This window comes from Arthrobacter sp. ISL-28, from assembly GCF_018613875.1.
GTDB lineage: Bacteria > Actinomycetota > Actinomycetes > Actinomycetales > Micrococcaceae > Arthrobacter.
In genome coordinates this window covers 135436-159915 of sequence record NZ_JAGGPJ010000003.1, presented here as the reverse complement: position 1 = coordinate 159915, position 24480 = coordinate 135436, and the positions used below count along the sequence as shown (strand labels likewise).

20 protein-coding genes and 1 pseudogene are annotated in these 24480 nt (G+C 62.0%); 15 read left to right on the top strand and 6 right to left on the bottom strand.

Annotation, left to right across the window (positions count from 1 at the left end):
• Nucleotides 1–38: 38 nt before the first annotated feature.
• Together J7E80_RS02405 and J7E80_RS02400 are read right to left on the bottom strand one after the other, a co-directional pair.
• On the bottom strand, nt 39–1316 hold the full coding sequence (locus J7E80_RS02405) for an FAD-binding oxidoreductase (RefSeq protein WP_215049879.1): 1278 nt from the start codon (nt 1314–1316) through the stop codon (nt 39–41).
• A 27-nt stretch (nt 1317–1343) separates the two neighbouring features.
• Nucleotides 1344–2018, bottom strand: a complete 675-nt coding sequence (locus tag J7E80_RS02400; protein ID WP_215049878.1) for a haloacid dehalogenase type II — start codon at nt 2016–2018, stop codon at nt 1344–1346.
• 409 nt (nt 2019–2427) lie between these two features.
• Between J7E80_RS02400 and J7E80_RS02395 the strand changes: the two genes are divergently transcribed.
• From J7E80_RS02395 to J7E80_RS02335, 13 genes and pseudogenes are all read left to right on the top strand, one after another.
• Nucleotides 2428–3357, top strand: coding sequence for an ABC transporter substrate-binding protein (locus tag J7E80_RS02395; RefSeq protein WP_215049877.1), 930 nt, complete (start codon nt 2428–2430; stop codon nt 3355–3357).
• Nucleotides 3358–3405: 48 nt separating this feature from the next.
• A complete protein-coding gene (locus tag J7E80_RS02390) occupies nt 3406–4305 on the top strand; it encodes an amino acid ABC transporter permease (protein WP_215049876.1) in 900 nt (299 codons plus the stop codon).
• A complete protein-coding gene (locus J7E80_RS02385) occupies nt 4302–5069 on the top strand; it encodes an amino acid ABC transporter ATP-binding protein (protein WP_215049875.1) in 768 nt (255 codons plus the stop codon). The genes J7E80_RS02390 and J7E80_RS02385 overlap by 4 nt, the downstream gene beginning before the upstream one ends.
• A gap of 2 nt (nt 5070–5071) precedes the next feature.
• Entirely contained in the window at nt 5072–6205 is a 1134-nt protein-coding gene (gene solA / locus J7E80_RS02380) for an N-methyl-L-tryptophan oxidase (protein WP_215049874.1), read from the top strand.
• A gap of 75 nt (nt 6206–6280) precedes the next feature.
• A complete protein-coding gene (locus tag J7E80_RS02375) occupies nt 6281–7534 on the top strand; it encodes an aspartate aminotransferase family protein (RefSeq protein WP_215049873.1) in 1254 nt (417 codons plus the stop codon).
• A gap of 83 nt (nt 7535–7617) precedes the next feature.
• A complete protein-coding gene (locus J7E80_RS02370; protein ID WP_215049872.1) occupies nt 7618–9072 on the top strand; it encodes an NAD-dependent succinate-semialdehyde dehydrogenase in 1455 nt (484 codons plus the stop codon).
• Nucleotides 9073–9113: 41 nt separating this feature from the next.
• Nucleotides 9114–9806, top strand: coding sequence for a GntR family transcriptional regulator (locus J7E80_RS02365; RefSeq protein ID WP_251036336.1), 693 nt, complete (start codon nt 9114–9116; stop codon nt 9804–9806).
• A 250-nt stretch (nt 9807–10056) separates the two neighbouring features.
• On the top strand, nt 10057–10983 hold the full coding sequence (locus J7E80_RS02360; RefSeq protein WP_215049870.1) for an ABC transporter substrate-binding protein: 927 nt from the start codon (nt 10057–10059) through the stop codon (nt 10981–10983).
• Between the two features lie 53 nt (nt 10984–11036).
• A complete protein-coding gene (locus J7E80_RS02355; protein WP_215049924.1) occupies nt 11037–11924 on the top strand; it encodes an amino acid ABC transporter permease in 888 nt (295 codons plus the stop codon).
• Between the two features lie 68 nt (nt 11925–11992).
• Nucleotides 11993–12667 (top strand): GntR family transcriptional regulator, encoded by a 675-nt coding sequence (locus J7E80_RS02350; protein ID WP_251036335.1) that lies wholly within the window; start codon nt 11993–11995, stop codon nt 12665–12667.
• A gap of 851 nt (nt 12668–13518) precedes the next feature.
• Nucleotides 13519–14604, top strand: a pseudogene (locus J7E80_RS02345) (PLP-dependent aminotransferase family protein).
• A 276-nt stretch (nt 14605–14880) separates the two neighbouring features.
• A complete protein-coding gene (locus tag J7E80_RS02340) occupies nt 14881–16239 on the top strand; it encodes an MFS transporter (RefSeq protein ID WP_251036334.1) in 1359 nt (452 codons plus the stop codon).
• Nucleotides 16240–16460: 221 nt separating this feature from the next.
• Entirely contained in the window at nt 16461–18623 is a 2163-nt protein-coding gene (locus tag J7E80_RS02335; RefSeq protein WP_215049868.1) for a glycogen debranching N-terminal domain-containing protein, read from the top strand.
• Between the two features lie 391 nt (nt 18624–19014).
• On the opposite strand, the gene J7E80_RS02330 is transcribed toward J7E80_RS02335, so the two are convergent.
• Together J7E80_RS02330 and J7E80_RS02325 are read right to left on the bottom strand one after the other, a co-directional pair.
• Nucleotides 19015–20418, bottom strand: a complete 1404-nt coding sequence (locus tag J7E80_RS02330) for a GntP family permease (protein WP_215049867.1) — start codon at nt 20416–20418, stop codon at nt 19015–19017.
• 52 nt (nt 20419–20470) lie between these two features.
• On the bottom strand, nt 20471–21016 hold the full coding sequence (locus J7E80_RS02325; protein WP_215049866.1) for a gluconokinase: 546 nt from the start codon (nt 21014–21016) through the stop codon (nt 20471–20473).
• Between the two features lie 191 nt (nt 21017–21207).
• On the opposite strand from J7E80_RS02325, the gene J7E80_RS02320 reads away from it, so the two are divergent.
• Nucleotides 21208–21939, top strand: a complete 732-nt coding sequence (locus J7E80_RS02320) for a FadR/GntR family transcriptional regulator (RefSeq protein WP_215049865.1) — start codon at nt 21208–21210, stop codon at nt 21937–21939.
• A 204-nt stretch (nt 21940–22143) separates the two neighbouring features.
• Nucleotides 22144–22677 carry a hypothetical protein gene (locus J7E80_RS02315; protein ID WP_215049864.1) on the top strand — a complete coding sequence of 178 codons (534 nt, stop codon included), beginning with the start codon at nt 22144–22146 and terminating at the stop codon, nt 22675–22677.
• 151 nt (nt 22678–22828) lie between these two features.
• Here the strand turns inward: J7E80_RS02315 and J7E80_RS02310 are convergent, their stop codons facing one another.
• Nucleotides 22829–23596 (bottom strand): hypothetical protein, encoded by a 768-nt coding sequence (locus J7E80_RS02310; protein WP_215049863.1) that lies wholly within the window; start codon nt 23594–23596, stop codon nt 22829–22831.
• Between the two features lie 254 nt (nt 23597–23850).
• A complete protein-coding gene (locus tag J7E80_RS02305; RefSeq protein ID WP_024365339.1) occupies nt 23851–24054 on the bottom strand; it encodes a cold-shock protein in 204 nt (67 codons plus the stop codon).
• Nucleotides 24055–24480: the final 426 nt, after the last annotated feature.

The following is a 24480-nucleotide window of genomic DNA, read 5'->3' as shown; positions in this document are numbered from 1 at the left end:
CACTGTCGTTGATGCGATCATGGGAACCCTTAATTTACCTATTTGATGCGGTCGATGATTTTTGCGGCTGCGCCGATGAACGGCAGGAACCACGGCGGGCCAAAGTGGCCGGGGACGGGCGGGTTCTTCAGGTCTTCCCAGACGTTCGCAGTCTTGTCGCCGGCCATGTAGTGGGCCATGCGCTTACCCATGTGGGCAGCCATCTGCACGCCGTGTCCGCTGTAGCAGAGGGAGTAGAAGAGTCCGTCATGCTGGCCGGCATGCACCATCTGGTCCATGGAGAGGTCCACCAGGCCGCCCCAGATGTAGTCCACCTTGGCGTTGGAGAGGTACGGGAAGAGCTCGAGCATCGCCTTGCGGAGGATCTCGGCGCTCTTGACGTCCGAGTCCGGGCTGGACAGCGCGAAGCGGGCCCGGCCGCCGAACAGCAGACGGTTGTCCGGGGTGATCCGGAAGTAGTAGGTCAGCATCTTGCTGTCCGAGGCCTGGCGACGGTTGGGCAGGATCCGGTTGACCACGTCTTCGGGCAGCGGGTCGGTGACAATGATGAAGCTTCCCACCGGGATGACCCTGCGCTGCAGCCACGGCGTGATGTTGCCGGTGTAGCCGCTGGTAGCGACCAGGACCTGCTTGGCACGGGTGATGCCCCGGGTGGTGTGCACGTCGTGCACCGTGCCGGAGACCTTCTTCAGCTCGGTCACCGCGGCGTTCTCGCAAATATCGGCTCCGGCTGCAACAGCAACACCAGCGAGGCCGTGCACGAACTTGCCCACATGCAGGCCCGCCCCGAGCGGGTCAACCATGGCGCCCTGGTAGAAGTCCGTGCCGATTTCGCTGTGGATCTCGGACTTGGGGATCACGGTGACGTGGTGGTCGGCCAGTTTGGCCAGCTTCTCCTGCGACTTCAGGAAGCCCTCATAGTGGGACTTGTGGAAGGCCAGCGAGAGCTTTCCGAAACGGTTGTAGTCGCAGTCGATGCCATTGTCATGCACCAGCTTTTCGATGGTGTCGATAGCGTCGTTGTATTCCTGGAACATCTCCACGGCACGCGTGGCGCCGTAGCGCTTGACCGCGGTGCTGAAGCTGATGGCCAACCCGGTCGTCGCCATTCCCCCGTTACGGCCCGAGGCACCCCACCCCACGGTGTGGCGTTCGAAAACGGCAACACTGGCGCCCTGCTTGGCAAATTCAAGGGCCGCTGAGAGCCCGGTAAATCCGGCGCCGATGATCGCGACGTCGACATTTTCCGGTACCGGGGTCTGCCGGTAGTCTCCGGATGCTTCGGCTGTATCCAGCCAGTAAGGAATGAGTTTCACGGTTTGACCTTTCGCCTCGAAGTCGGTTTAGAGACCGAGGTGCTTGTTGATCTCGTCCAGGGACTTAACGGCGGTGAGGTCGTAGCCCGGGCCAATGGGGTCATAGCCACGGTCCAGCACCCAAAGGTTCCGGAAGCCCATGTCGTGCATCGGGTGTATGTCGTAGCGGGTGTGCGAGGAGATGTGCAGGAAGTCCTCCGGCTTGGCGTTCAGGGTATCGAGCATGTACTCGAAGGCCTGGTACCGCGGCTTGTAGGCCTGGGCCTGCTCAGCGGTCAACACGGCGTGAAAGTCTGCGCCGAGCTTCGGAATGCTGATCTCCAGGAAGCTGTCGTCTGCGTTGGACAGAGCCACCAGCTTGTAGTTGTCGCCCATGAGCTTCAGCGGAGCCGGCACGTCCTCGTGGGCAACCCAGCCGCGCACGGCCTCAGCGAACTCTGCGCCGGCACCAGGCGTCGGCCCAATGCCCCAGCGCTTGCACACCCGGTCAAAGGAATCCTGAAGGATGGCCTCGTAAGGCTTGTAGTCGCCGCAGACCTCGTCGAACCGGTACCCGCGGAACTGCTTCTTGAAGGTCGGCCACTGCTCTTCTGAGATGCGGCCATCGAGCAGGCGACGCGTGGTGGGGTCAATGTCGAAGTTGATCAGTGTGCCGTAGATATCAAAAGAGATGTACTTCGGCCGGAGGTTCGTGTCTGCCATGATTCGTCCGTTTCTTGAAGTTGTGTCGAAGGCCCGGAGGCCGAGCCTCATTGTGGTTCCAGGGCATGCCCAGAGAGCTAGTCGGAATCTTCCCCGTCGCAGGAGGACTCTGCTGTCCAATACCTCGACTCTAGGACCGGAAATTGTAAATTGTCAACAACTTCCTGCTCCTAACTGCCGGCTTGTTAGCCCAGCAAATTTCTTTTCGTCAATTGTTGACAATCTGCAGCTGAGAGGGTTGCATTGGGTTAGATGCGGAACGAGATCAGGATCACAACCCCGCATGAAGCAAGACACGTTAGTACCGACCCAGCACCTTAAAGTCAGGGATGCCAACCGGTCGGTCCCGCGAAATATGCACCCGTTTTGGCGGATCCAATTCAGCCGAAACCATTCGAAGGGAAGCACCATGAAGACCATCAACAAAGCCCAGACAGCAGCAGCAGGCATTGCCGTCCTGCTGGCCCTCACCGCTTGTGGCGGCGCGGCCACCGGCACTTCGGCATCTGAGGACACAAAGTCAAAGACCTCGAACACGACTGACATCTCAGAAGGTGTCCAGCCGGATGCGGCAGCCGTGGCCTTGTTGCCGCAGTCCTACAAGGACAAGGGCGAGCTCACGGTCGCGATGGACCTGCACTACCCGCCCACGACCTTCCTCGCTGAGGACAACACCACCCCGATCGGGCTCAACCCGGACGTCGCGCGGCTCGTTGCGAAGAAGCTTGACTTGAAGCTGAAGTTCGTGGACACGAAGTTCGACACGATCGTCCCGGGCCTTGACGGCGGCCGCTTCGACTTCACCGCCACCACGATGTCAAAGACCGAAGAGCGCCTCAAGGTCCTGGACATGATCGATTACTTCAAGGCCGGCAACTCGGTGGCCGTGGCTGCCGGGAACCCGCTGAAGCTCACCGTCGCGACCCTGTGCGGGAAGAACATCGCCGTCACCCAGGGCTCCACAGGCCAGCTCAAGCGCCTTCCGGACCTGAGCGAGCAGACCTGCACCTCCAAGGGACAGCCGGCGATCAACGGCGTGACGCTGCCCAACGTCCAGGAGGCCCTGACCCAGCTGCACTCCAAGCGGATCGACGGCGTCCTTTACGACACCACCTCCCTCGGTTGGGCCCAGAAGCAGCAGCCGAACTCCTTCGAACTCATCGGCCGCGTCAACGTCGGCAACAGCGACGTGACCGCCATTGGCCTGAAGAAGAACTCTGCGCTGACCCCGGCCCTGCAGAAGGCCATCCAGTCCGTCCTTGAAACTCCGGAGTACAAGGAGTCCCTGGAGAACTGGGGTCTCGAGTCCGGGGCCATCACCGATGCCAAGCTGAACTAGCGGGGCGCCTCCATGGTCACAGCTACTAACAAAGGAAGTGAAGCAACGATGAGTAGCATTGATTCAGCGCTCAAGCCCCGGCTTCGGCTTCGGACTCCTGCCGAGTACGCGGGATGGGTCCTCAGCATTCTCGCCGGCATCGGGATCCTCGTCTCTGTCCTGACGAACCCCAACTTCAAGTGGGGCACGGTCGCCCAGTACTTCACGCATGAATCCATCCTCCGTGGGCTGATGCTCACGATCTTCCTCACGCTTGCCAGCATGGCCCTGGGAACCCTCCTGGGGCTGGGCCTGGCGATCATGCGCTCCTCTCAGGTGAAGCCGGTTTCCATCGCCGCGAACCTCTACATCACGCTTTTCCGGGGCACCCCGGTCCTGGTGCAGCTGATCTTCTGGTTCAACATCTCCGCGCTGTATCCGAACCTGACCATCGGGATCCCGTTCACGGACATTGGCACCGCGATCGACATGAACGCCCTGATGGCGCCCATCACGGCAGCCCTGGTTGGTTTGACCCTCAATGAGGCGGCCTACATGGCGGAGATCATCCGTGGCGGGTTCTCCTCGGTCGGCAAGGGCCAGATCGAGGCCGCCGACTCTCTCGGGATGAGCGCCGGCACGAGGATGCGCAAGGTCATCATCCCGCAGGCGATGCCGTCCATCATCCCGGCCACCGGTAACCAGGTGATCGGCATGTTCAAGGGAACCTCTCTGGTCAGTGTGCTCGGTGTCGCGGAACTGCTCCAAAGCGCCCAGCTCATCTACGCCCGCACCTACGAGACCATCCCGCTGCTGCTCGTGGCCAGCCTCTGGTACCTGGTGATGACCCTGCTGCTGAGCTATCCGCAGTCCAAGCTCGAACAGAAATACTCCCGCGCAACCTCAAGGCTTCCCCGGAAGGCGAAGAAAGTTGTTGTGCTGACCGAACCGGAAGGGACCCTCCGATGAGCAAAGACGGCACGATTCTTGCCCAGAAAATTCGAAAGTCGTTTGGACCGAAAACAGTCCTGAAGGACATCAACCTGGACATCGCCAGCGGAGAGATCTGCTGCATCATCGGCCCCAGCGGTTCCGGAAAGTCCACTATCCTGCGCTGCATCAACGGCCTGGAGACCGTCGACTCGGGGGTTCTCAAAGTCAACGGCGAGGACTTCGGCTACTACGAGACTCCGCACGCCTACCACGCACACAGTCCCAAGAAGCTCGCCGAGCAGCGCACCAGGGTTGGCATGGTGTTCCAGTCGTTCAACCTGTTCCCGAACATGACCGCCCAGGAAAACGTCATGTCCGGGCCGGTCCTGGTCAAGGGCGCTGACAAGAAAGAGGCCGCCAAACGGGCCCAGGAACTGCTGACCAGTGTCGGCCTAGCCGGGTTCGGGGACTACTACCCCGCGCAGCTCTCCGGGGGGCAGCAGCAGCGCGTCGCGATCGCCCGGTCCCTGGCCATGGAGCCGGAGATCATGCTCTTCGATGAACCCACGTCCGCACTGGACCCCGAAAAGGTCGGCGAAGTCCTGGCCGTGATGAAGGAACTGGCGAAGAAGGGCATGACCATGGTGGTCGTCACCCACGAAATGGGCTTCGCCCGCGAAGTGGCCGACTCCCTGATCTTCATGGACGACGGCTACGTCGTCGAACGCGGCGACGCCCGTGAAGTTCTTTCCAACCCCCAGGAGGCCCGCACCCAGGCCTTCCTGCAGCAGGTGCTCTAGCCGTGGATGGAAAACTCGCCGTCATCGGCCTGGGCAGCATCGGAAGCATGGCGCTCTGGCAGGCATCGCGCCTGTCCGATTCCGTCACCGGATTCGAAGCCCAGGTTCCCGCCCACGGCCGCAGCGCCGTGGGCGGCGATACCAGGCTCTTCCGCATGCTCTACCGCGGAGTGCCTGACTTCTATCCCATCCTGGAACGCTCCCGGGATCTCTGGTCCGAGCTCGAAGCCGAAACCGGGCAGAACATCCTCACCCGCTGCGGCGGACTGTCCATCGGCACCAAAGACGGGCCCTACATCCCCAGCCTCCTGGAAACCACCAGGACCAACGGGGCCGAGCACGAAATCCTCAGCCGTGAGGAGATGGCCGAACGCTACCCCCAGCACAACCTCCGCCCGGACGACATCGCCGTCTACGACCCGCACGCCGGCGCGCTGCGCACCGACCGTGCCGTCACGGCGGCGGTCGCGGCCGCGGAAGCCAACGGCGCAACGATCCACACCAACACCCCGATCGACAGCATCACCGAAACCGGGGACGGCGTCATCATCACCTCCGGCGAGAAGTCCTGGACCTTCGAGAACGTCATCGTCTCCTCCGGCGGCTGGTCCCAGCGGCTGATGCCCGACTACCTCAAAGCAGCAACCCAAATCAAACGGCTCTTCCTGACCTGGTTCGTCGCCCGCGACGCAGCCGAGTTCTCGCCGGAGAAGTTCCCCATTTTCATCCGGATCTCCGGGGACCGCTCCATGTATGGGGCACCCGCCGTCGATGGAGTAACGGTCAAGGCAACGCTGGACGGCCGCGGCGCACCAACACCCCAGGCTGATTCGGTCCCCCGGGACCTCACATCCGCGGAAATCGGGGAAACCATGGACACGGTTACTGAGTTCTTCCCAGGACTCTTCCCTAACATTGTCCGCTCGGATGCCTTCCCCGACCTCTTCACCTCGGATGGGAAGCCTCTGATCGGCCACCTGAACGACCAGAGCAAAATCTACCTCGCCACCGGCTTTTCCGGCGGGGGCTTCAAAATGGCTACCGGTTACGGGGAGATCGCCGCACACGAAGCCCTGGGCAAGCGAACCTTTGAGGGCCTGGGTTTCGTCAGGCCCGAACGCTTCAAGACGACCTAGTCGTCCAACAAGCATTTGATGCGGATCACTCCGCACATTGTTGACAATCTACAACCCTTACGAAAGTATGAAGCCATGGCAACTCTTAGTCCCCTCCTCAAGCAAGCCACTCCCGTCGTCGTAGACCACGCGCTCGGCAGCTGGATCCACGCGACCGACGGCAAAAAGTACCTCGATTTCACCACCGGAATCGGCGTTACAAGCACGGGTCACTGCCACCCCGACGTCGTAGCGGCAGCGCGCGAGCAGGTGGGCAAGATTGTCCATGCCCAGTACACCACGGTGATGCACAAGCCCTTGCTTGAGCTCACCGAGAAACTGGGAGACTTCCTGCCCTCGGGGCTGGACAGCGTTTTCTACGCCACGTCCGGCTCCGAGGCCGTGGAGGCTTCGGTCCGCCTGGCGCGCATGGCGACGGGCCGGCCCAACATCATCTCCTTCCACGGCGGCTTCCACGGCCGGACGGTGGGCGCCGCGTCGCTCACCACGGCCGGCACGAAGTTCCGTTCAGGCTTCTCCCCCCTCATGGGCGGCGTGCACATTTCTCCGTTCCCGCACTCCTACCGCTATGGCTGGGACGAGGAAACCGCAGTCAACTTCGCGCTGAAGGAACTGGACCACCTCCTCCTGAGCATCAGCAGCCCCGCAGACACGGCAGGTTTCATCATCGAACCCGTACTCGGCGACGGCGGGTACATTCCCACTCCCCCGGCTTTCCTGCAGGGACTGCGGGAACGTGCCGACCGCCACGGCATCGTGCTCATCCTGGACGAGGTCCAGGCCGGCGTCGGTCGGACCGGAAAGTTCTGGGGCCACGACTGGGCAGGCATCACCCCTGACGTGGTCATCACCGCGAAGGGACTCGCCAGCGGCTTTCCGATCTCGGCGATTGCCGCCTCGGCAGAGCTGATGGGGAAGGCCTGGGCCGGCTCACAGGGCGGCACCTACGGCGGAAACGCCGTCGCAGCCGCCGCCGGTGTCGCAACCCTGGGTGTCATCGAGCGCGAGAACCTGGTAGAGAATGCCCTGCTTCGCGGTGACGAACTGCGCGCAGGACTTGACCGGCTCAAGACAGAATTCACCGGCATCGGCAACGTCCGCGGCCGCGGCCTGATGCAGGGTGTCGAATTCACGGCCCCGGACAACACGCCTGATGCCGCCACAGCCTTGGCTGTCCAGCAGGCCGCAATCAAGGAAGAGCTTCTCCTTCTCACCTGCGGTCCGCACGGCAACGTCGTTCGCATCATCCCGGCACTGAACGTCACCAGTGATGAGATCCAGGCCGGTATCTCCCGATTCACCCAGGCGCTTAAGACGGCCACCTCCTAATACAACCCACGGCATGGATTTCGCCGGCGGCGGACCACACACCGCCCCGGCGAAATCCCTTCCCCAGACACTGAAAGCGTGACATGAGTCTCTCATTTGATCCGACCACTCTTCATACTGACTTGTTCATCGACGGTGCCTGGCGGAAGGCCGCCAGCGGCGCCACGTTCCCCGTCGAGAACCCGGCCACGAACGAAATCATCGCCCACGTCGCCGACGGCGGGCCCGAAGACGCCGCGCTGGCCATCGAGGCCGCCGGCCGCGCCCAGGCGGAGTGGGGCAAGTCCACACCCCGCCAGCGGGCGGACATCCTGCGGCGCGCCTTCGAACTGGTTATCGCGAACACCGACCGGCTCGCCGCCATCATGACCGCCGAGATGGGCAAGCCCCTGGCCGAGGCCAAGGGCGAAGTGGCCTACGGCGCCGAAATGCTGCGCTGGTTCTCGGAAGAGGCCGTTCGCATCGGCGGTGACCACGCCACGTCCGTGGATGGCAACACCCGGATCATGATCACCAAGGAACCGGTTGGTCCCTGCGTGCTGGTCACCCCGTGGAACTTCCCGCTGGCCATGGGCGCCCGCAAGATCGCCCCCGCGGTCGCCGCGGGCTGCACGATGGTCTTCAAGCCTGCCGAGCTGACACCGCTGACGTCCCTGGCGCTGGTGCAGATCTTCCGGGAGGCCGGCCTTCCCGACGGCGTCCTGAACGTGGTCACCACCGCCAGCGCCGCGCCCGTGGTGGAGAACTGGACCAGCAGCGGCATCGCCCGCAAGATCAGCTTCACCGGCTCCACCGGGGTCGGCAAGATCCTGCTGCGCCAGGCGGCCGACAACGTCATGCGCTCCTCGATGGAACTGGGCGGCAACGCCCCGTTCATCGTCCTGGCCGACGCCGACATCGAAAAAGCCGTCGATGGCGCCATGAAGGCCAAAATGCGGAACATGGGAGAAGCCTGCACCGCCGCGAACCGCTTCTTCGTGCACCGGTCAGTGGTGGAGGAGTTCAGCGAGAAGTTCGCCAAAAAGATCTCCGAACTGCGGGTGGGCAACGGCGCCGTGGAAGGAACCGAGGTCGGCCCCCTGATCGAGCAGAAGGGCCTGGACAAGGTCGAAAGCCTGGTGGCCGACGCCATCGCCAAGGGCGCACGCGTCCTGACCGGGGGAAGCCGCCCCGACGGTCCGGGATACTTCTACACCCCCACCGTCCTGACGGACGTCTCCCTGGACGCGGATCTGATGAGCACCGAGATTTTCGGTCCGGTCGCGGCCATCACGGCCTTCGACAGCGAGGACGAAGTCCTGACCATCGCCAACGACACCGAGTGGGGCCTCGTCGGGTACGTCTTTACCGAGAACATGAACAAGGCCCTTCGCTTCTCCGCGGAACTGGAAGTAGGCATGGTCGGCCTGAACACCGGCCTGGTCTCCAACCCTGCAGCACCGTTCGGCGGCGTCAAGCAATCAGGTCTCGGACGCGAAGGCGGCAAGATCGGCATCGAAGAATTCCTCGAGATCAAATACACCGCAATAGCTGTCTAGATCGCGCAGTAAACCGAAAGAATGAAATGAGGGGGATGTCAATGGCGGCACCAGAAGGGCTGTTTGTCCTGGAAGGAAGACCCACGGCGCAGCTGATCGCTGATCAGCTGCGGGAACAAATTGTCCAAGGGACCTTCCGCCCGGGACAGCAGATCAATGAATCTGCAGTGGCTGGCCAGTTCCGTACGTCCCGGGGTCCACTCCGGGAAGCACTGCAGCGCCTGTGCCAGGAGGGTCTCCTGATCAGCCACCGTAACCGTGGAGTCTTCGTCCTGGAGCTTTCGACCGCCGACATCAAGGAGATCTACGCCGTCCGCGAGGCGGTGGAACTGGCCGCGTCCAACACCTTGATGGAAGCCGGGCAGGACAAGATCAACGACACGTGCCAGGTGCTGAAGGAAACCATCAGGGACATGGCGAAGCACGTTGCCGTATCCGACTGGCAGGCGATTGCACGGTTGGACATGCAATTCCACACGTCTTTCGTTGCAGGCACGGGCAACAGCCGTCTCATCCGGATTTACGAGACACTCGCGGCCGAGTCGAGAATGTGCATTCTCAGCCTGGAAGTTGCCTACCCCCGCCTGGATGTGCTGGTCCAGGAACACCAAAACCTGCTGGACCTGCTCGAAGCGGAAGACAGAGACGGACTGCAGCAGGCCGTCAAGCACCACCTGCGAACGGCCGTGAAAGATCTCACCATCCCGAGGCAAGACGACGACATCATCGCCTAAAACATTCCTCGAAGCATCCCTTGAGCAGGATCAACAGCGAAGAGGTGGCCAGGTCCCATGGACCTGGCCACCTCTTCCCTTTTGTAGGGTTGCCCGCCACGCGCATAAACGGGACGAAAGAGATAGCCGCAAAAAAACTGTGTGAATTGTCGATGATCTGCGATCCGGGTGGTTCCATTATTAGGTAAGAACGTTTAGTGGGCGGTCCGGTCAGTTGGCTCCAGCACCGCCCTCGCCCAGGGAAGCAGCGATGAAGACCAGAAGCAAAGTCCAGCGTGCAGTAGCAGGATTGGCGGTTCTGTTAGTACTCGGCGCGTGCGGCGCCGGCGGCAGCGGTGATCCGGCACGGGAGGGCCCGAACACGTCAAATACGGTTGACATCTCCGAGGGAGTCCAACCCGACGAGGCCGCGGTAAAGCTTTTGCCCCAGTCCTACAAGGACAAGGGCGAACTCACAGTGGCCATGGACCTTCACTACCCGCCCACCACGTTCCTCGCCGATGACAACGTCACGCCGATCGGCCTCAACCCGGATATGGCACGGCTGATTGCCAAAAAGCTGGGACTGAAGCTGAAGTTCGAAAACACCGCGTTCGACACCATCATTCCCGGTCTTGACGGTGGCCGCTATGACTTCACCGCCACCACCATGTCCCCCACTACTGAGCGGCTGAAGGTGCTGGACATGATCGATTACTTCAACGGAGGCCTTTCTGTTGCCGTAGCCCACGGTAACCCCCTCAACATCAGCAACGAAGATATGTGCGGCAGGAGCATCGCGGTCACCAAGGGGTCGAATGCCCAGTTGAAGCATCTGCCGAACATCTCGAAATGGACCTGCGAGGAAAAAGGCAAGCCGGCTATCAACGGCGTCACGCTTCCCAACATCCAGGAGGCACTAACGCAACTGGCTTCCAAGCGGATCGATGGCGTCCTCTACGACACTGTCTCGCTCGTTTGGGCAGACGAGCAGCAGCCGAACACTTTCACGATCCTGACTCCACAGGTGGACACGCGCTCGGATCACGTGGCTGCCATTGCCCTGAAAAAGGGCTCGCCGCTGACGCCGGCCCTGCAGAAGGCCATCCAGTCCGTCCTGGACAGCCCCGAATATAAGGAGTCGCTCGCCAATTGGGGCCTCGAGGCGGGCGCCATCACTGAAGCCAAGCTCAACTAGGGGACACGGTGTTGAAATTCGTTGGCCGCAGACCTGCAACCGCCGTGAGCGGGATGGACCCAGCGCTCAAACCAAGGTTGCGGCGTCGAAGTGCCTTTGAGTACGTCGCCTGGATCGTCTGCTCCCTGCTGGCCTTGGGCATTCTCATTTCCGTTTCGACTAATCCGAACTTCAAGTGGCATGTGGTCGCCAGGTACTTCACGCACGAAACCATCCTCCGTGGCCTAATGCTCACCATCTTCCTCACGGTTGCCAGCATGTTCTTCGGAACGCTACTGGGTCTGGTTCTGGCGATCATGAGATCCTCCAGCATCAAACCGATTGCGGCCACCGCGGGCGTCTACATCACCATTTTCCGCGGCACACCGGTCCTGGTGCAGTTGATCTTCTGGTTCAACATCGCGGCGCTGTACCCGAACCTGACCATCGGAATTCCGTTCACCGATATCAGCACCGCGGTTGACATCAATGCCCTGATGGCGCCCATCACGGCGGCCCTGATCGGCCTGACCCTCAACGAGGCCGCTTACATGGCCGAGATCATCCGCGGGGGGTTCATGTCGGTCGGCAAGGGCCAGATCGAAGCCGCCGACTCCCTGGGAATGAGCAGCGCAACGAAGATGCGCAAGATCATCATCCCCCAGGCAATGCCCTCGATCATCCCGGCAACCGGCAACCAGGTCATCGGCATGTTCAAGGAGACCTCCCTCGTCAGCGTGCTCGGGGTTGCGGAACTGCTCCAAAGCGCCCAGCTCATCTACGCCCGCACCTATGAGACCATCCCGCTGCTGATCGTGGCCAGCCTCTGGTACCTCGTGATGACCCTACTGCTGAGCTATCCCCAGTCCCGGCTCGAGAAAAAATACTCCCGTGCAACCTCCAGGCTTCCCCGGCAAGCGAAACCCGTTGTGCTGACAGACCCGGAAGGTATCGCCCGATGAGAAGTGCACGAGTCCTTTACTGTCTAGATAATACGTAGTTTTGACCAAGAGTGAGATGAGGAATGTACATGGCGGCACAGGAAGGACTGTTTGTCCTGGAGGGAAGGCCCACGGCGCAGCTGATCGCGGATCAGCTGCGGGAACAGATTGTCCAGGGGATTTTCCGTCCGGGACAGCAGATCAATGAATCTGCCCTGGCCAGTCAGCTGCAGACGTCCAGGGGCCCTCTCCGGGAAGCATTGCAGCGCTTAAGCCAGGAGGGGATCCTGGTCAGCCACCGCAACCGCGGGGTGTTCGTCCTGGAGCTTTCGACTGATGACATCAAGGAGATCTACGCCGTCCGCGAGGCCATTGAATCAGCCGCCGCAAACATCCTGATGGACGCCGGGCCGGAAAAGATCAACGACACCTGCGACGTGCTGAAGGGAATCATCAAGGACATGGCCAAGCAGGTTGCCGTGTCCGACTGGCAGGCAATTGCACGGCTGGATATGCAATTCCACACCTCCTTCGTTGCAGGCACAGGAAATTCCCGCCTCATCCGGATTTACCAGACACTGGCAGCCGAATCCCGAATGTGCATACTCAACCTGGAAGTTTCCTACCCCCGGGTGGACGATCTGGTGCAGGAGCATCAGAACCTCCTGGATCTACTGGAAGCAGGCGACAGAAAGGGACTCCAGCGCGCCATCAAACGGCATCTGCAACAGGCAGTGGAGGATCTCACTGCCGCGACGGCATAACAAAGCCGGATGCGGGCGTAACGAGACGCTGTCGGAGCGGCTCGTCCGACCCGAGCAAGAGCCCCGAGCCAGCTGCGCCGGGGCTCTTGCTTTTCAACCTAGCAATTGTCAACAATCGACGATAGACTTGGAGGTGAAATTATGTACTTGGGTCCCGGGCTTGACCGGTAGGCACACGTGCGCCTCGATGTGGACCAGAAAGGCGGATAGCGCAATGATTAGCCTCATCGTGCTCATCGCAGCAGGGCTCCTGACCAGTTCAAGCGCAGTGTCGCGCTTTCCCTGGTCCGCTGCAGACGCAGGGAGTCCGAGAAGATTCGAAAATAGCTCCCTGTTACAGATTTGTGCTGGCATCCTTGCCCTGGGTTCGATCCTCCTTGCCGTTCATGTTCAACAAGGTGGGTTTCGGTGACTGAGCCAAAGTCCACTATGCACAGGAACAATTCGAAGCCGTTCCTGGCCGGCGCCCCCTCACCAAGGGTGGCGGAACTGATCTTCCACGATCCTCTCGCTGATTCAGCGCCCGAACAGCAGGCAGCCGGCTCCCGGGTCCCTGTCATGTCTGTTCCCGGATCACGCGAACCGAGGCGCGTCGAAAGGAATCGCCTGGGGGAGAAAAAGCCAGCCACGCGCGCCGATGCGATCGAAGCTGTTTCACGGGAACTCGAACTCCTCGCTCTACGGAGAGGACGGCAGTGAGTCAGACGGAAAGAGAACACATCGTGTCACCAACGCCCATCGGTCCCGCAGGCCACCCGTGGGCAGCCCGCGCCAAGGGCCTCGTTGGCTCAATTATCGATTCAAGCACGTCCCTGCTGCAGCAACAGACACACGACATTGTCAGCTTCGCCATGGGGAGCCCGGCTGCTGAAGCGGTTCCCTCCGATGCCTTCCTCGAGATCTACCAGTCCGTTCTCGCCGATGCCGGGGCGGCGGCCTTCGCCTATGGAGCCACCGAGGGTGAAATCGGGCTCCGCGACGAACTGCTTGCATACCTGGAATCGACTCCCGAGCGCACGTCGGCCGATCGGCTGCTCATCACGACCGGAGGAATGCAGGGGCTGGACCTGGCGGGCAAGCTGTTTGTTGACCCAGGAGACCTCGTGATCGTCGAGGCGCCGACCTATACCAACGGAAGTGCCACGCTCCTGGCTTATGGTGCGGACATCCTTGAGGCACCAATGGACGGCGACGGCCTGATGGTTGAGGCATTGCCGGAGCTGGTTCAAAAAGCCGGGCGGGTGCCGAAGGCTATCTACGTCATTCCGAATTTTCAGAACCCGACCGGGACGGCCATGTCCCTGGAACGCCGTCACCTCCTACTCGCGCTGGCCAGGAAATGGGGAAGCATCATCATCGATGATGACCCCTATGGAATGCTGCGTTTCGACGGCGAGCACATCCCGGGATTCCGCGAGCTGGGCGGCGGGGACCCGCTCGTGTTCTCCGTCCGCACCTTTTCCTAGATCCTCGCCCCAGGGCTGCGCGTCGGCTGGGTCGACGCCGATCCTGCCATCGTGGCGAAACTCATTGATGCAAAACAAACGATGGACACCTGCACCAATGTTCCCAATCAGCTCCTGTCGGCCGAGTTCCTTCGCCGCGGTGACCTCGAGCCACACTTGGAGCGGCTCCGCAGCGAATATCACACACGGATGCGGGCGATGCAGGCCTCGCTGGAGCGCCACTTCGGCGGACAGGCGACATGGACGAATCCCCAAGGCGGATTCTTCCTGTGGCTCACCTTCCGTGAACACGTCGACACCTCAAAACTGTTTAGCTTAGGCGTCCAGAACGGTGTGGCATTCATCCCCGGACATGCGTTCTCCGTGACTGGACAGTTCGGCAACGCTCTACGGCTGTGCTTTGCCTCGCAAACCCCTGAGCGGACGGAACTGGGTATCTCTCGGCTCGCGGAAACGCTCAAGGCCCTCTAAACGCTCGACATACCTACCCCCGCGTTCGGACCTGGCTTTTGTGTCCGCCTCGCCGGGGCGTCCTCTTTCGGCTTTAGGTTTCGCCAAGGTGACAAATGCGAATGATTCTTGATAGCATTAGAGTGCCTGCTGTACAAACCTCCCTGGAAGAGCTCTCTCTCTGGGGCCCATCGTGGAGCAGGAACCAACCGCGGAGCTATTCGATAACCCGCAACATCACGCCACCCGGGAACTCATCGCCTCCATCCCGCGGCTGACCAGAATTGGGAGCAAGGCATGAAATCATCCTCGACGGCGGTACGGAAGTCCCGCGTGGAAGTCACCAGTGCGGGGGAGGCCGGCGTGATGGTGCAAGCTTCACCGAGGCTTCTGCTGGCCAGTCAGCTCATCTTCAACGTCGGCTTCTTCTCAGTAGTTCCCTTCCTCGCAGTGGCCATGCGGGAAGACTTTGGCATGGGCGCGATGGCGATCGGGATTGTCCTTGGTGCACGAACCTTTGCCCAGCAAGGGTTGTTCCTTTTCGGCGGGGCCATTGCCGACGTTTGGGGAGCACGCCGGGCGATGATCACCGGATGCCTGGTGCGGATCGCCGGATATCTGCTCCTGGTGCTGGCCGAAGATTTCCCGCTCTTCCTGCTCGGTGCCGTCATCACCGGCGTTGGTGGTGCCCTGTTCTCGCCTGCATTGGAAAGCCTCGTGGCGGCAGCTGCACAGCGCGGCACCACCCGTTCCAAAACCACCCCGAACAGCACCACAAAAAGCAACCAAGGCTCGGCCCTCTTTGCCTTGCTGGTGGTCTTTGGGGAAATTGGCGCAGTTGTCGGCCCGCTACTGGGAGCCCTGCTACTCAATACCAGTTTTGACACCGCCCTGTTGGTAGGAGCCGGAGTCTTTGCCCTAATGGCCCTTGTCTTCCTGCGCTTCCTTCCTAAAACCCGCCCCGATATCCCCGAAACGCTGGCCGAACAGCCCAGGTCTGCGCCGTCGTCGGGCATTTGGTCCTGCCTCGGCGAGAAAAGGTTCATCTGGTTCGCGGCCTTCTACAGCCTCAATCTCCTGGCCTACAACCAGCTCTATTTCGGGTTGCCGGTCGAACTCCAGCGCAGCGGCGCCGGCATCAGCGCGCTGGCCACGGTATTTGCGTGTGCGTCTGTCCTGACCGTCGTCCTGCAGTGGCCGATCGCGAGGCTGATGCGCCGGGCAGGGGCAAAAATAGCGCTTCCCCTGGGATTTGGCCTGCAAGCCGCAGGTTTCGGTTCCCTCGCCGTTATGGCCGTGTTTCCTCCGCCGAACGGGTTCCCCATCCTGCCGGCCCTTCTGCTCGTCACGGGTCTTTCCCTCGGACACATGTGCGTGACGCCCGTTGCCATGGGACTGGTACTCGAGTTTTCGGCGGGGCGTCCTACCGGGGCCTTCTACGGTTTGCTCTCCAGCGCGGGAGGCGTCGCCGTCCTCCTGGGCAACACGGCCCTGGCCCCGCTCTACGAACTTGCATACGCACCGTCACTGGCGGCTGCCGCTCCGTGGCTGCTCATGACCCTGTTGGCCGCCATTTCGGCAGCAGCTATTAACCGCTTCCTGCCGAAAGCAAAGGCCAAAGCCCAAGGGCCGCAAGAACTCCTCCACACCGCCTGAATGCAGGCAGCACCCAACAGACCACGCCGCTTCGATCCCGGCCGTTTTCGGTATCGAGCCGGACGTGGGGGGCGGGCGGCAGCTGGAAGTGATTCTGCCCACCGAAGCTCTGGTGCCCGGGTGCCAGCAAGCGTAGCGTCGAGTCAAGAATGGGCAGCGACGTCAGCGGCATGACCCGGAGGGTCAGTTCACGCGGGCGTCGGTTTCTTAAGGAGGCCGGGATGGCTGGATGGAACGCTGACACTGCTGCCGGACCTGTAGGGTCAGGGACAATCACCTTGGTGGAGGGGACATCCTTCTGCATCTCCCTGCCCAACGGGGACATTCATCCCGAATATCCGCACGGAGTTTTCTTCCAGGACACCCGCATCCTGTCCCGCTGGAGTCTGACCTTTAACGGCCAGCCGCTGGAGCCGCTGGCCGCGGAGACGAAGGAACCGTACCGCGCGCTGTTTGCCGGCCGCATCACGCGGTCAGATGGTTATGCGGACACTCCCCTGATCGTCGAGCGGCTGCGCGAAGTGGGGGCCGGCATCCAGGAGCAGGTCACGATCCGCAATTACTCCCCGAATCCCGCCGAATGCGTCATGTCTGTAAGGGCCGAATCAGATTTCGCCGATCTTTTCGAGGTTAAGGAGGCCCGGATCCAGCGGCGATGGGAAGAAACCCGGGAAGCGGACGGTGATTCGTTGACCATCCGGGCTACCTGGCAGGACGTCAGGAAGGGAATCCTGATCCAGGCTCCCGGAGCCGACGTCACCCAGGACGCCGTGACGTACCGCGTATCGATCGCGCCCCACAGCCAGTGGAGTACCGTCCTCACCGCAGTCCCCAGCACGGAGGCGGCAAGTCCTCCCCCGCCGTCGTTCATCCATCCTGAAGGGGACGGACTGTCCCCCCGGGACCGGCGCCGGCAGGAGTGGGTTGCCAAGATTCCGGTGGTGCAGCTGGGAAATCGCTCCATCGAACGGACCCTGCGGCGCAGCTACGACGATCTGGGCGCGCTCCGCATCGAGGACCCGAATTACCCGGAGCGGATTGTGGTGGCTGCCGGTGCGCCGTGGTTCATGACGCTCTTCGGCCGCGACTCGCTGTGGGCATCAGAAATGTCGATGCCGGTGGATCCGTCCCTGGCACTTGGCACGCTGCAGACCCTGGCTGACCGCCAAGGCAAAGTCGTGGATCCGATGAGCGAGGAGGAACCGGGCAAGATCCTGCACGAGGTCCGGCTCGACGTCTCCAGCGGGCTTTCACTGGGCGGTAAGTCCGTCTACTACGGCAGCGTCGACGCCACGCCGCTGTTCGTGACGGTGCTTGGAACGGTGAGCCGCTGGGGCTTTGCCAAGGAAACCATCGCGGCGCTGCTGCCTCATGCGGACCGGGCTCTTGACTGGATCCGGGACTACGGCGACAAGGACGGCGACGGGTTCGTCGAGTATGAGCGTCTCAACCCCCAAGGGCTCATCAATCAGGGCTGGAAGGACTCCTGGGACGGCATCAACTTCGCGGACGGGCGGATGGCTGAACCCCCAATCGCACTCTGTGAGGTGCAGGCATATGTCTACGACGCGTACATGGCGCGCTCCTGGATAGCGTACGACGCCGGTGACACGGCCTTGGGAGACGAGCTCGCCGATCGCGCGGCGCAACTGAAGAAACGGTTTAACGAGCAGTTCTGGATACCCGAGCGCGGGTGTTACGCCATCGCGCTGGACGGCAAGAAGCGGCAGGTCGACGCCTGCGCCTCCAACATTGGCCATTGTCTGTGGGTCGGCCTCGTGGATGAGGATAAGGCGCCGCAGGTGGCCGAACGGCTCATGTCGCCGGAGATGTTCAGCGGCTGGGGAGTAAGGACCCTGGCCAGCGACATGGGCGCCTACAACCCCGCGAGCTACCACAACGGCTCGGTCTGGCCGCACGACAACGCCGTCATCGCGGCGGGCCTGATGCGCTACGGGTTCGTGGCGGAAGCGCAGCGCATCGCCACTGCTCTCATGGAGGCCGCGGAATTTTCCGACGGCCGGCTGCCGGAGCTGTTCTGCGGCTTCAGCCGGGACCAGTTTGCCGAACCTGTTCCGTACCCGACGGCGTGTTCGCCGCAGGCCTGGGCAGCCACGACGCCCATCCAGCTCGTGACCACCCTCATGCGGTATGACACCCACGTTTCCCGGGGCGGCTTCTGGATGGATCCCGTCCTCCCGGAGTCCTACGGCAACCTGCATATCAGCAATGCACCGATGGGCGGCGGCCGGATCACGATCGACATCGCCGATTCCGTACCCACAGTCCAGGGGCTGCCCGAAGGAATGGTGTTCCACAAGGGGCACCGGCCGTGGCTGACAGAACTGGTGAAAGAGGCTGGGCACCGCAAAAAGCCTGGCTAGGCCCTGGGCCTAGTCTGTCTCGGGCCCCGTGCAGTACTCACAGTCGTCTTCGCAAATGACCCATAAAGTATCGTTTTTCATTTTTCCCCGTCCTCGTGCCCCACCGCTGCCACTGCAGGCCAACCCACCCTTGGCGCACCCTTGCGCCTCCGGAGCCATCGTGCTGGCGTCTGCATTCCAGGAGGCCAATGTAACACAATCGTAGATTGTTGACAATAGGTCACAAAGGCGAGCCGGACGCTGGGTCGGGAAGCCACCGCCGCCTTCTCTCTGAACTCGTGGGCGGGCTGGTCAGCGGCTGTTCGATTCCGACAAACTCGGCGTAGAGAGCACGACGGCGGGAGGCCGGCAGATCTGCCGGCCTCCCGCCGTCGTACTCGCCTGGAAGGCGCTAACCAGCCAGCCCGGCCAGCCCGAAGATGGTGGCCGCGATGGCGAAGCCCATGGTGCCGATGAGTGTTTCCATGACGGTCCAGGTTTTCAGTGTGGTCTTGACGTCCATGCCGAAGAAGCGACCCACGAGCCAGAAGCCGGAGTCGTTGACGTGGGAGACCACCACGGAGCCGGCGGCCACGGCGATGACCAGGGCCGCGATCTGCATGCCATTCAGTCCCGCTGTCGCAACCGCCGGAGCGATGAGGCCGGCGGTGGTGGTGAGCGCGACGGTGGCCGAACCCTGGGCGATGCGCAGGATGGCGGAGATCAGGAAGCCGGCGAGGATGAGCGGGATGCCCAGGTTGCCGAGGACGTCGGCCAGGGCATCGCCGATGCCGGAGGTGCGCAGGACGCCGCCGAACATGCCGCCGGCGCCGGTGATGAGGATGACCGAGCAGACCGGCCCGAGCGCGGATTCGAGCAGCTTCTCCAGAACGCCGTTGTGCGTTCCGCGGCGGGCACCGAGGATGTACATGGCCACGAGGACGGCGATGAGCAGTGCAACAGGGGTTTCACCGATGGTGCGCAACACCTGGAACCACTGTTCATCCCGAACGTTTTCCGGCAGCACGCCGGAGGCGGCGAAGGTGTTCAGGCCGGTATTGATGAAGATCAGGACGAGCGGCAGGAGCAGCAGGCCGATGATCGTGCGGAAGCGCGGCGGGTGGGATAGGGCTTCGGCGTCGGCGTGGCCGAGGAGTTCCGGGACGGGGAGCTGCAGCTTCTTGCCGGTCCACAGGCCGTACAGGTAGGCGGTGACGTACCAGGTGGGGATGGCGGTGAGCAGGCCGGCGATGGTGACCAGGCCGACATTCGCCTCGAAGAAGGCCGACGCCGAGACGGGGCCCGGGTGCGGCGGCAGGAAGATGTGCATCACGGAGAACGCGCCGGCAGCCGGGAGGCCGTAGCGCAGCACTCCCCCTCCCAGTCGGTGCGCCACCGCGAAGACCACGGGGAGCATGACCACGAGGCCGGCGTCGAAGAAGATCGGGAAGCCGAAGATCAGGGAGGCGAGGCCCAGGGCGAACGGGGCACGCTTTTCACCGAAGATGCCGATCAGGTAGTCGGCCAGGACTTTTGCACCGCCGCTGGTTTCCACGATCCGGCCGAGCATCGCGCCCAGACCCACCAGGAGGGCAACGGTGCCGAGGGTGGTCCCGAAGCCGTTGATGAGCACGGGCACCACCTGGTTGGCGGGGATGCCGGTGGCGAAGGCGGTGGCGAGGCTGACAACGATCAGCGCAAGGAGCGCGTGCATGCGCAGCCTGATGATCAGGAACAGCAGGACGGCGATCGCGGCCGCCGCGATGAGCAGCAGTGGTCCTGCGCCCAGTGTTTGGGTCCATCCTTCGATGGTCATGGTTCTCCTTTGAAACAGGTTTACTAAGTTGGGGAGTTGACGAGAGTTGGGGTTAGTGGGCGCAGTTAGCCCGGTCCGAGGGAAGCTTGAGCGCTGCGAGGATGGCCTCGATGAGTTGCTCCGGGGACTTGGAGATGTCCAGGCGGAGGCTTCCCGCCGCCAGTTCCTCCGGGCTCAGCGGCTCAAGCGTGGCAAGCTGGCTGGGGAGCAGCATGGGCGGCATGAAGTGGCCTTCACGTCCCTGCATCCGCTCGCTGATCAGGTCCGCCTCGCCGTGAAGGTGGATGAAGAGGACACGGCCTTCCGCCTCGGACAGCAGCTGGCGGTAGCTCCGCTTGAGCGCGGAACAGGTGAGGACGGTGCAGTGGCCTGCCCGAGCCTGTTCGGTCATCCACTTCTGAATCTGCTGAAGCCAGGGCCAGCGGTCCTCGTCCTGAAGGGGAATGCCCTGGCTCATCTTCTCGATGTTGGACTGCGGGTGGAATTCGTCAGCCTCGGCGGATGCCCAGCCAAGCTGCTTGGAAAGGGCCGCGGCAATCGTGGACTTGCCTGAACCGGCAACGCCCATCACGACCAGATGCGTGGCTGGATACTGCATGTTTACCTCCGGAGAAGACGTCTTTGGCTTGTGGAAGAAGCTCATTCTGCAGTCCGATGCGAACCGCGCTGGAGATAAGGTATCACCAATTGATCCAAAAGATACTATCTTTGCGTTTCACAGGTCATACCTTTCGCAGGATCTTCCGGTACGCTTTGAGAGCGCCTGGGCGCGGAGTGGAAGGCAGAATCATGTCGACGGTGACAGAAGACCACGCGGATGACGCGAACGACGGCGGGTCCCCCGCGATGCATGAACGCGTGCTGGACGCTGTGGGCGTGGCCATCATCGCCGGTGAGCTCCCGCCGGGAAGCCGCCTCACTCTGGAGGGGCTGCAGCAGGAGTACGGGGTGTCCCGCACCGTTGCCCGCGACACGATGAAGGTCCTCGAGTCAATGAATCTGGTGTATTCGCGGCGCCGCGTGGGCATCGTGGTGCAGCGGCGGGACCTGTGGAACGTCTTTGATCCGAAGCTGGTGCGGTGGCGTCTCGCGTCCGACCACCGGGCCCAGCAGTTCAGCAGCCTCACTGAGCTGCGTATCGCCGTCGAACCCATTGCCGCTGCAGGGGCAGCGCGCAGGGCCAGCGCCGCGGAACGCAGCCGGCTGGTCTCTTTGGCCGCGGACCTGCGCCGGCTGGGGGAAGCAGGTGACCTTCAGGGGTTCCTCGAGGCCGACATCGCCTTCCACCGGCTGCTGCTGCAGAGCTGCGGCAACGAGATGTTCACGGCTCTGGAAGGGATGGTGGCCGAGGTGCTTACCAGCCGGACCCAGCAGGGGCTCATGCCCTTCAAGCCACGCCCCGAAGCCCTTGCCGCGCACGAAGAGGTTGCCGCGGCGGTAGCCGGCGGGGACGCGACGGCGGCCGAGACTGCCATGCACCACATCCTTGATGAAGTCCGGAACGCGATGGGTCTGCACTAGAAACGCTCTTCATTTTTAACACTGGCACCGCTTACGTACGAAGCGCATAATTCTAGAGCCCGCTCCAATTTTGCAGACGATATGCAGAGCGGCCCTACCACCGGCTGGCCATTGGGGCCGCCGGCATCCTGGCGGAGGTGGGCCAGAGGGCCCAGTCCTTCGTACCCTTACCGGAAAATATCGGTCTCAGAGGGTTGAAAGAAGATGTTGCATCGCACCAAAAAAGGATTCCTGTCCATGCTCGCCGCCGGTGTCCTGACCGCTGGACTCGTGCCCGGCACCGCCGCCGCCCATGGCGGCTGGGATGATGACGACGATGATGATCAGAAGCTAACTTCCCAGCAGCGCAAATTGGTAAAAACGCTGAGGGACGTAACCGACGAATACCGCTGGCTGGATGAGGCGATAGAGGACGGCTACAAGAAGGCCAGCGAATGCGTCGAGAAGAAGGGCGTGGGCGCCATGGGCTTCCATTACGCCAAGAATTCCCTGATTGACGCCAAGACAGATGCCCGCAAGCCCGAAGTCCTGGTGTACATGCCCAACAAGCAGGGACGGTACAAGCTGGTTGCCGTCGAGTTCCTGTCCACGGCGAAGAAGAGGCCTGAGATTGCGGGCTTGAAGTTTGAGAACGGGCCGTTCCCGGGCACGTTCGCCCTGCATGCCTGGGTTTGGAAAGAGAACCCTGATGGCATGTTCGCGGCCTACAATCCCGCTCACCGCTGCCCGAAGAAGTAGCGCGCCCCAAAGGGCAGGGCAAGTGATCCCGTCAAAACCAGCACACCCGAGTTAACCAGCACACCCGAGTTAACAAGAGCAGGGCCCGTCAAAGACGGGCTCTGCTCACAACGTTGACACAGGTGCTCCCCACGGTATTTGCGCACTGCAGCTACTCTTCAGACGCGATGCCGAGGTCCACGTGAGTGGCTAAACCGGCCGCGCAGAACCATTCTTTGGCCCATGCCTGTGCCGACGGCAGAGCGAGTTTCTCAGCAATCCGCTGCGGAGGTTCCTGAAAGAAGGATCTCCCATCCTCGAGGTCTTCGCTGATATTGCTGCCTGCAAGGAGCCGGAACAGGGCAGGCTGATCCGAGAAGGGAAGGTTTTCGCCATTGCCGTCGGTCAGAATGCCCCAGCGCGACGTGAAGAGCGAAAACGTCTCCGGACATTCTCCGTTGTCCATTACAAGCGGACAGGCTTCTCCACGAAGCTGAATCCGCCGGTAATTGGGCTCCGTTTCCTCCAGCGCCATCAGTTGGCGCTCATCAAGCCACGATGCCCAGACCGTGCTGCGGGCACCCATCTGGAAATATGGAGCGGCAGCGATGTAGCCGGCCCTGCTCACATGCGCAGAGTGGCCAATGCCGATGTTGGATAGCTGGCCACGGATCAGCGGAAGAGTCCTGCTGACAGGCTGCTTATAACGCGCGAACTTCCGCCGCATGACGTCGGGGCTGGAGTTCGAGCCGATTGAGACCACAAGGAAGCGGCTGTCCAGCCGCGCCGCATCAGCTTCAACCAGGGCCTTGTTCAAGCGCCAGGCTGCGGGCTGTAAAGGCAGGAAATCGTCCCCGTTAATGAGGCCCGAGGTCTTGGGCGGATTCCATGGATATTGCAACGGATCAAGTCGGGTGGATTCACTCGCCCCGCTTGCCATGGTCCATCCGCCCCGCTCTGTACGCACCGTCGTCCTACACAAAGACGCTACTCCCCCGGCCAGGCCCGTGCATCCGTCCGCTGGTTGAGCTTGTCGTGACCACGGAACCGCCTTGGGACCCCGAGTCGTCGGAGGAAACGAAGACCCATACGCAGGGCTGAACCGTTGTCTTCGCGGTTAATCAAAAGCAGGGCCCGTCAAAGACGGGCCCTGCTCGAAAAATGAAACCCTAAGGCCCCAGTTTCTCTATGGAATTAGAGAGCCTGGATGTTTACGGCCTGGGGACCCTTGGGGCCCTGCTCGGTTTCGAAGGAAACCTTCTGGTTCTCTTCGAGGGAGCGGAAGCCGGAGGAGGCGATCGCGGAGTAGTGCGCGAAGACGTCCTGTGAAGAGTCATCGGGGGAAATGAAGCCGAAGCCCTTTTCAGCGTTAAACCATTTGACGGTACCAGTAGCCATTATTTTTGTCCTTCGTGAAGGTGGAGGAAAAGTCCCGACTTTCGGGTCCTCCGGCGTGGGGTGTTCAAAACCGCTACTTCAGAAGAACGCGGACTTTCGACCGCGCGTACTGCCTGAACTACCAAATACAAACACAACAACGGTCTCTACTGTACACGGATTTCAGGGCCGGGCTGACCACCAGCACCGGAAGCATCACCGAGGGTCGCCTCGCGCACCACAGGCGACACGAAAACGGCGGCCCAGCAGGAGAAACCGGCAATCGCCTGCATGGCGAAGTAAATTCGCCCCCACGTAACCGAGCGCGTCACCGACTCAACCCCAACTTCAGTTGTCCCTGTCGGGTTGACGACAGAATTCTTCGAACCACTTGCGGCTCTTGGACATGGCCGTGTTTGCGTCGAAGACTATGTTCGCTTCAGCCTA

Bases quoted from the DNA above. Each gene is read 5' to 3' on its own strand.
- J7E80_RS02400 (WP_215049878.1), bottom strand. From the start codon at position 2,018: ATGGCAGACACGAACCTCCGGCCGAAGTACATCTCTTTTGATATCTAC.
- J7E80_RS02395 (WP_215049877.1), top strand. From the start codon at position 2,428: ATGAAGACCATCAACAAAGCCCAGACAGCAGCAGCAGGCATTGCCGTC.
- J7E80_RS02390 (WP_215049876.1), top strand. From the start codon at position 3,406: ATGAGTAGCATTGATTCAGCGCTCAAGCCCCGGCTTCGGCTTCGGACT.
- J7E80_RS02385 (WP_215049875.1), top strand. From the start codon at position 4,302: ATGAGCAAAGACGGCACGATTCTTGCCCAGAAAATTCGAAAGTCGTTT.
- J7E80_RS02375 (WP_215049873.1), top strand. From the start codon at position 6,281: ATGGCAACTCTTAGTCCCCTCCTCAAGCAAGCCACTCCCGTCGTCGTA.
- J7E80_RS02370 (WP_215049872.1), top strand. From the start codon at position 7,618: ATGAGTCTCTCATTTGATCCGACCACTCTTCATACTGACTTGTTCATC.
- J7E80_RS02365 (WP_251036336.1), top strand. From the start codon at position 9,114: ATGGCGGCACCAGAAGGGCTGTTTGTCCTGGAAGGAAGACCCACGGCG.
- J7E80_RS02360 (WP_215049870.1), top strand. From the start codon at position 10,057: ATGAAGACCAGAAGCAAAGTCCAGCGTGCAGTAGCAGGATTGGCGGTT.
- J7E80_RS02355 (WP_215049924.1), top strand. From the start codon at position 11,037: ATGGACCCAGCGCTCAAACCAAGGTTGCGGCGTCGAAGTGCCTTTGAG.
- J7E80_RS02350 (WP_251036335.1), top strand. From the start codon at position 11,993: ATGGCGGCACAGGAAGGACTGTTTGTCCTGGAGGGAAGGCCCACGGCG.
- J7E80_RS02340 (WP_251036334.1), top strand. From the start codon at position 14,881: ATGAAATCATCCTCGACGGCGGTACGGAAGTCCCGCGTGGAAGTCACC.
- J7E80_RS02335 (WP_215049868.1), top strand. From the start codon at position 16,461: ATGGCTGGATGGAACGCTGACACTGCTGCCGGACCTGTAGGGTCAGGG.
- J7E80_RS02330 (WP_215049867.1), bottom strand. From the start codon at position 20,418: ATGACCATCGAAGGATGGACCCAAACACTGGGCGCAGGACCACTGCTG.
- J7E80_RS02325 (WP_215049866.1), bottom strand. From the start codon at position 21,016: ATGCAGTATCCAGCCACGCATCTGGTCGTGATGGGCGTTGCCGGTTCA.
- J7E80_RS02320 (WP_215049865.1), top strand. From the start codon at position 21,208: ATGTCGACGGTGACAGAAGACCACGCGGATGACGCGAACGACGGCGGG.
- J7E80_RS02315 (WP_215049864.1), top strand. From the start codon at position 22,144: ATGTTGCATCGCACCAAAAAAGGATTCCTGTCCATGCTCGCCGCCGGT.
- J7E80_RS02310 (WP_215049863.1), bottom strand. From the start codon at position 23,596: ATGGCAAGCGGGGCGAGTGAATCCACCCGACTTGATCCGTTGCAATAT.
- J7E80_RS02305 (WP_024365339.1), bottom strand. From the start codon at position 24,054: ATGGCTACTGGTACCGTCAAATGGTTTAACGCTGAAAAGGGCTTCGGC.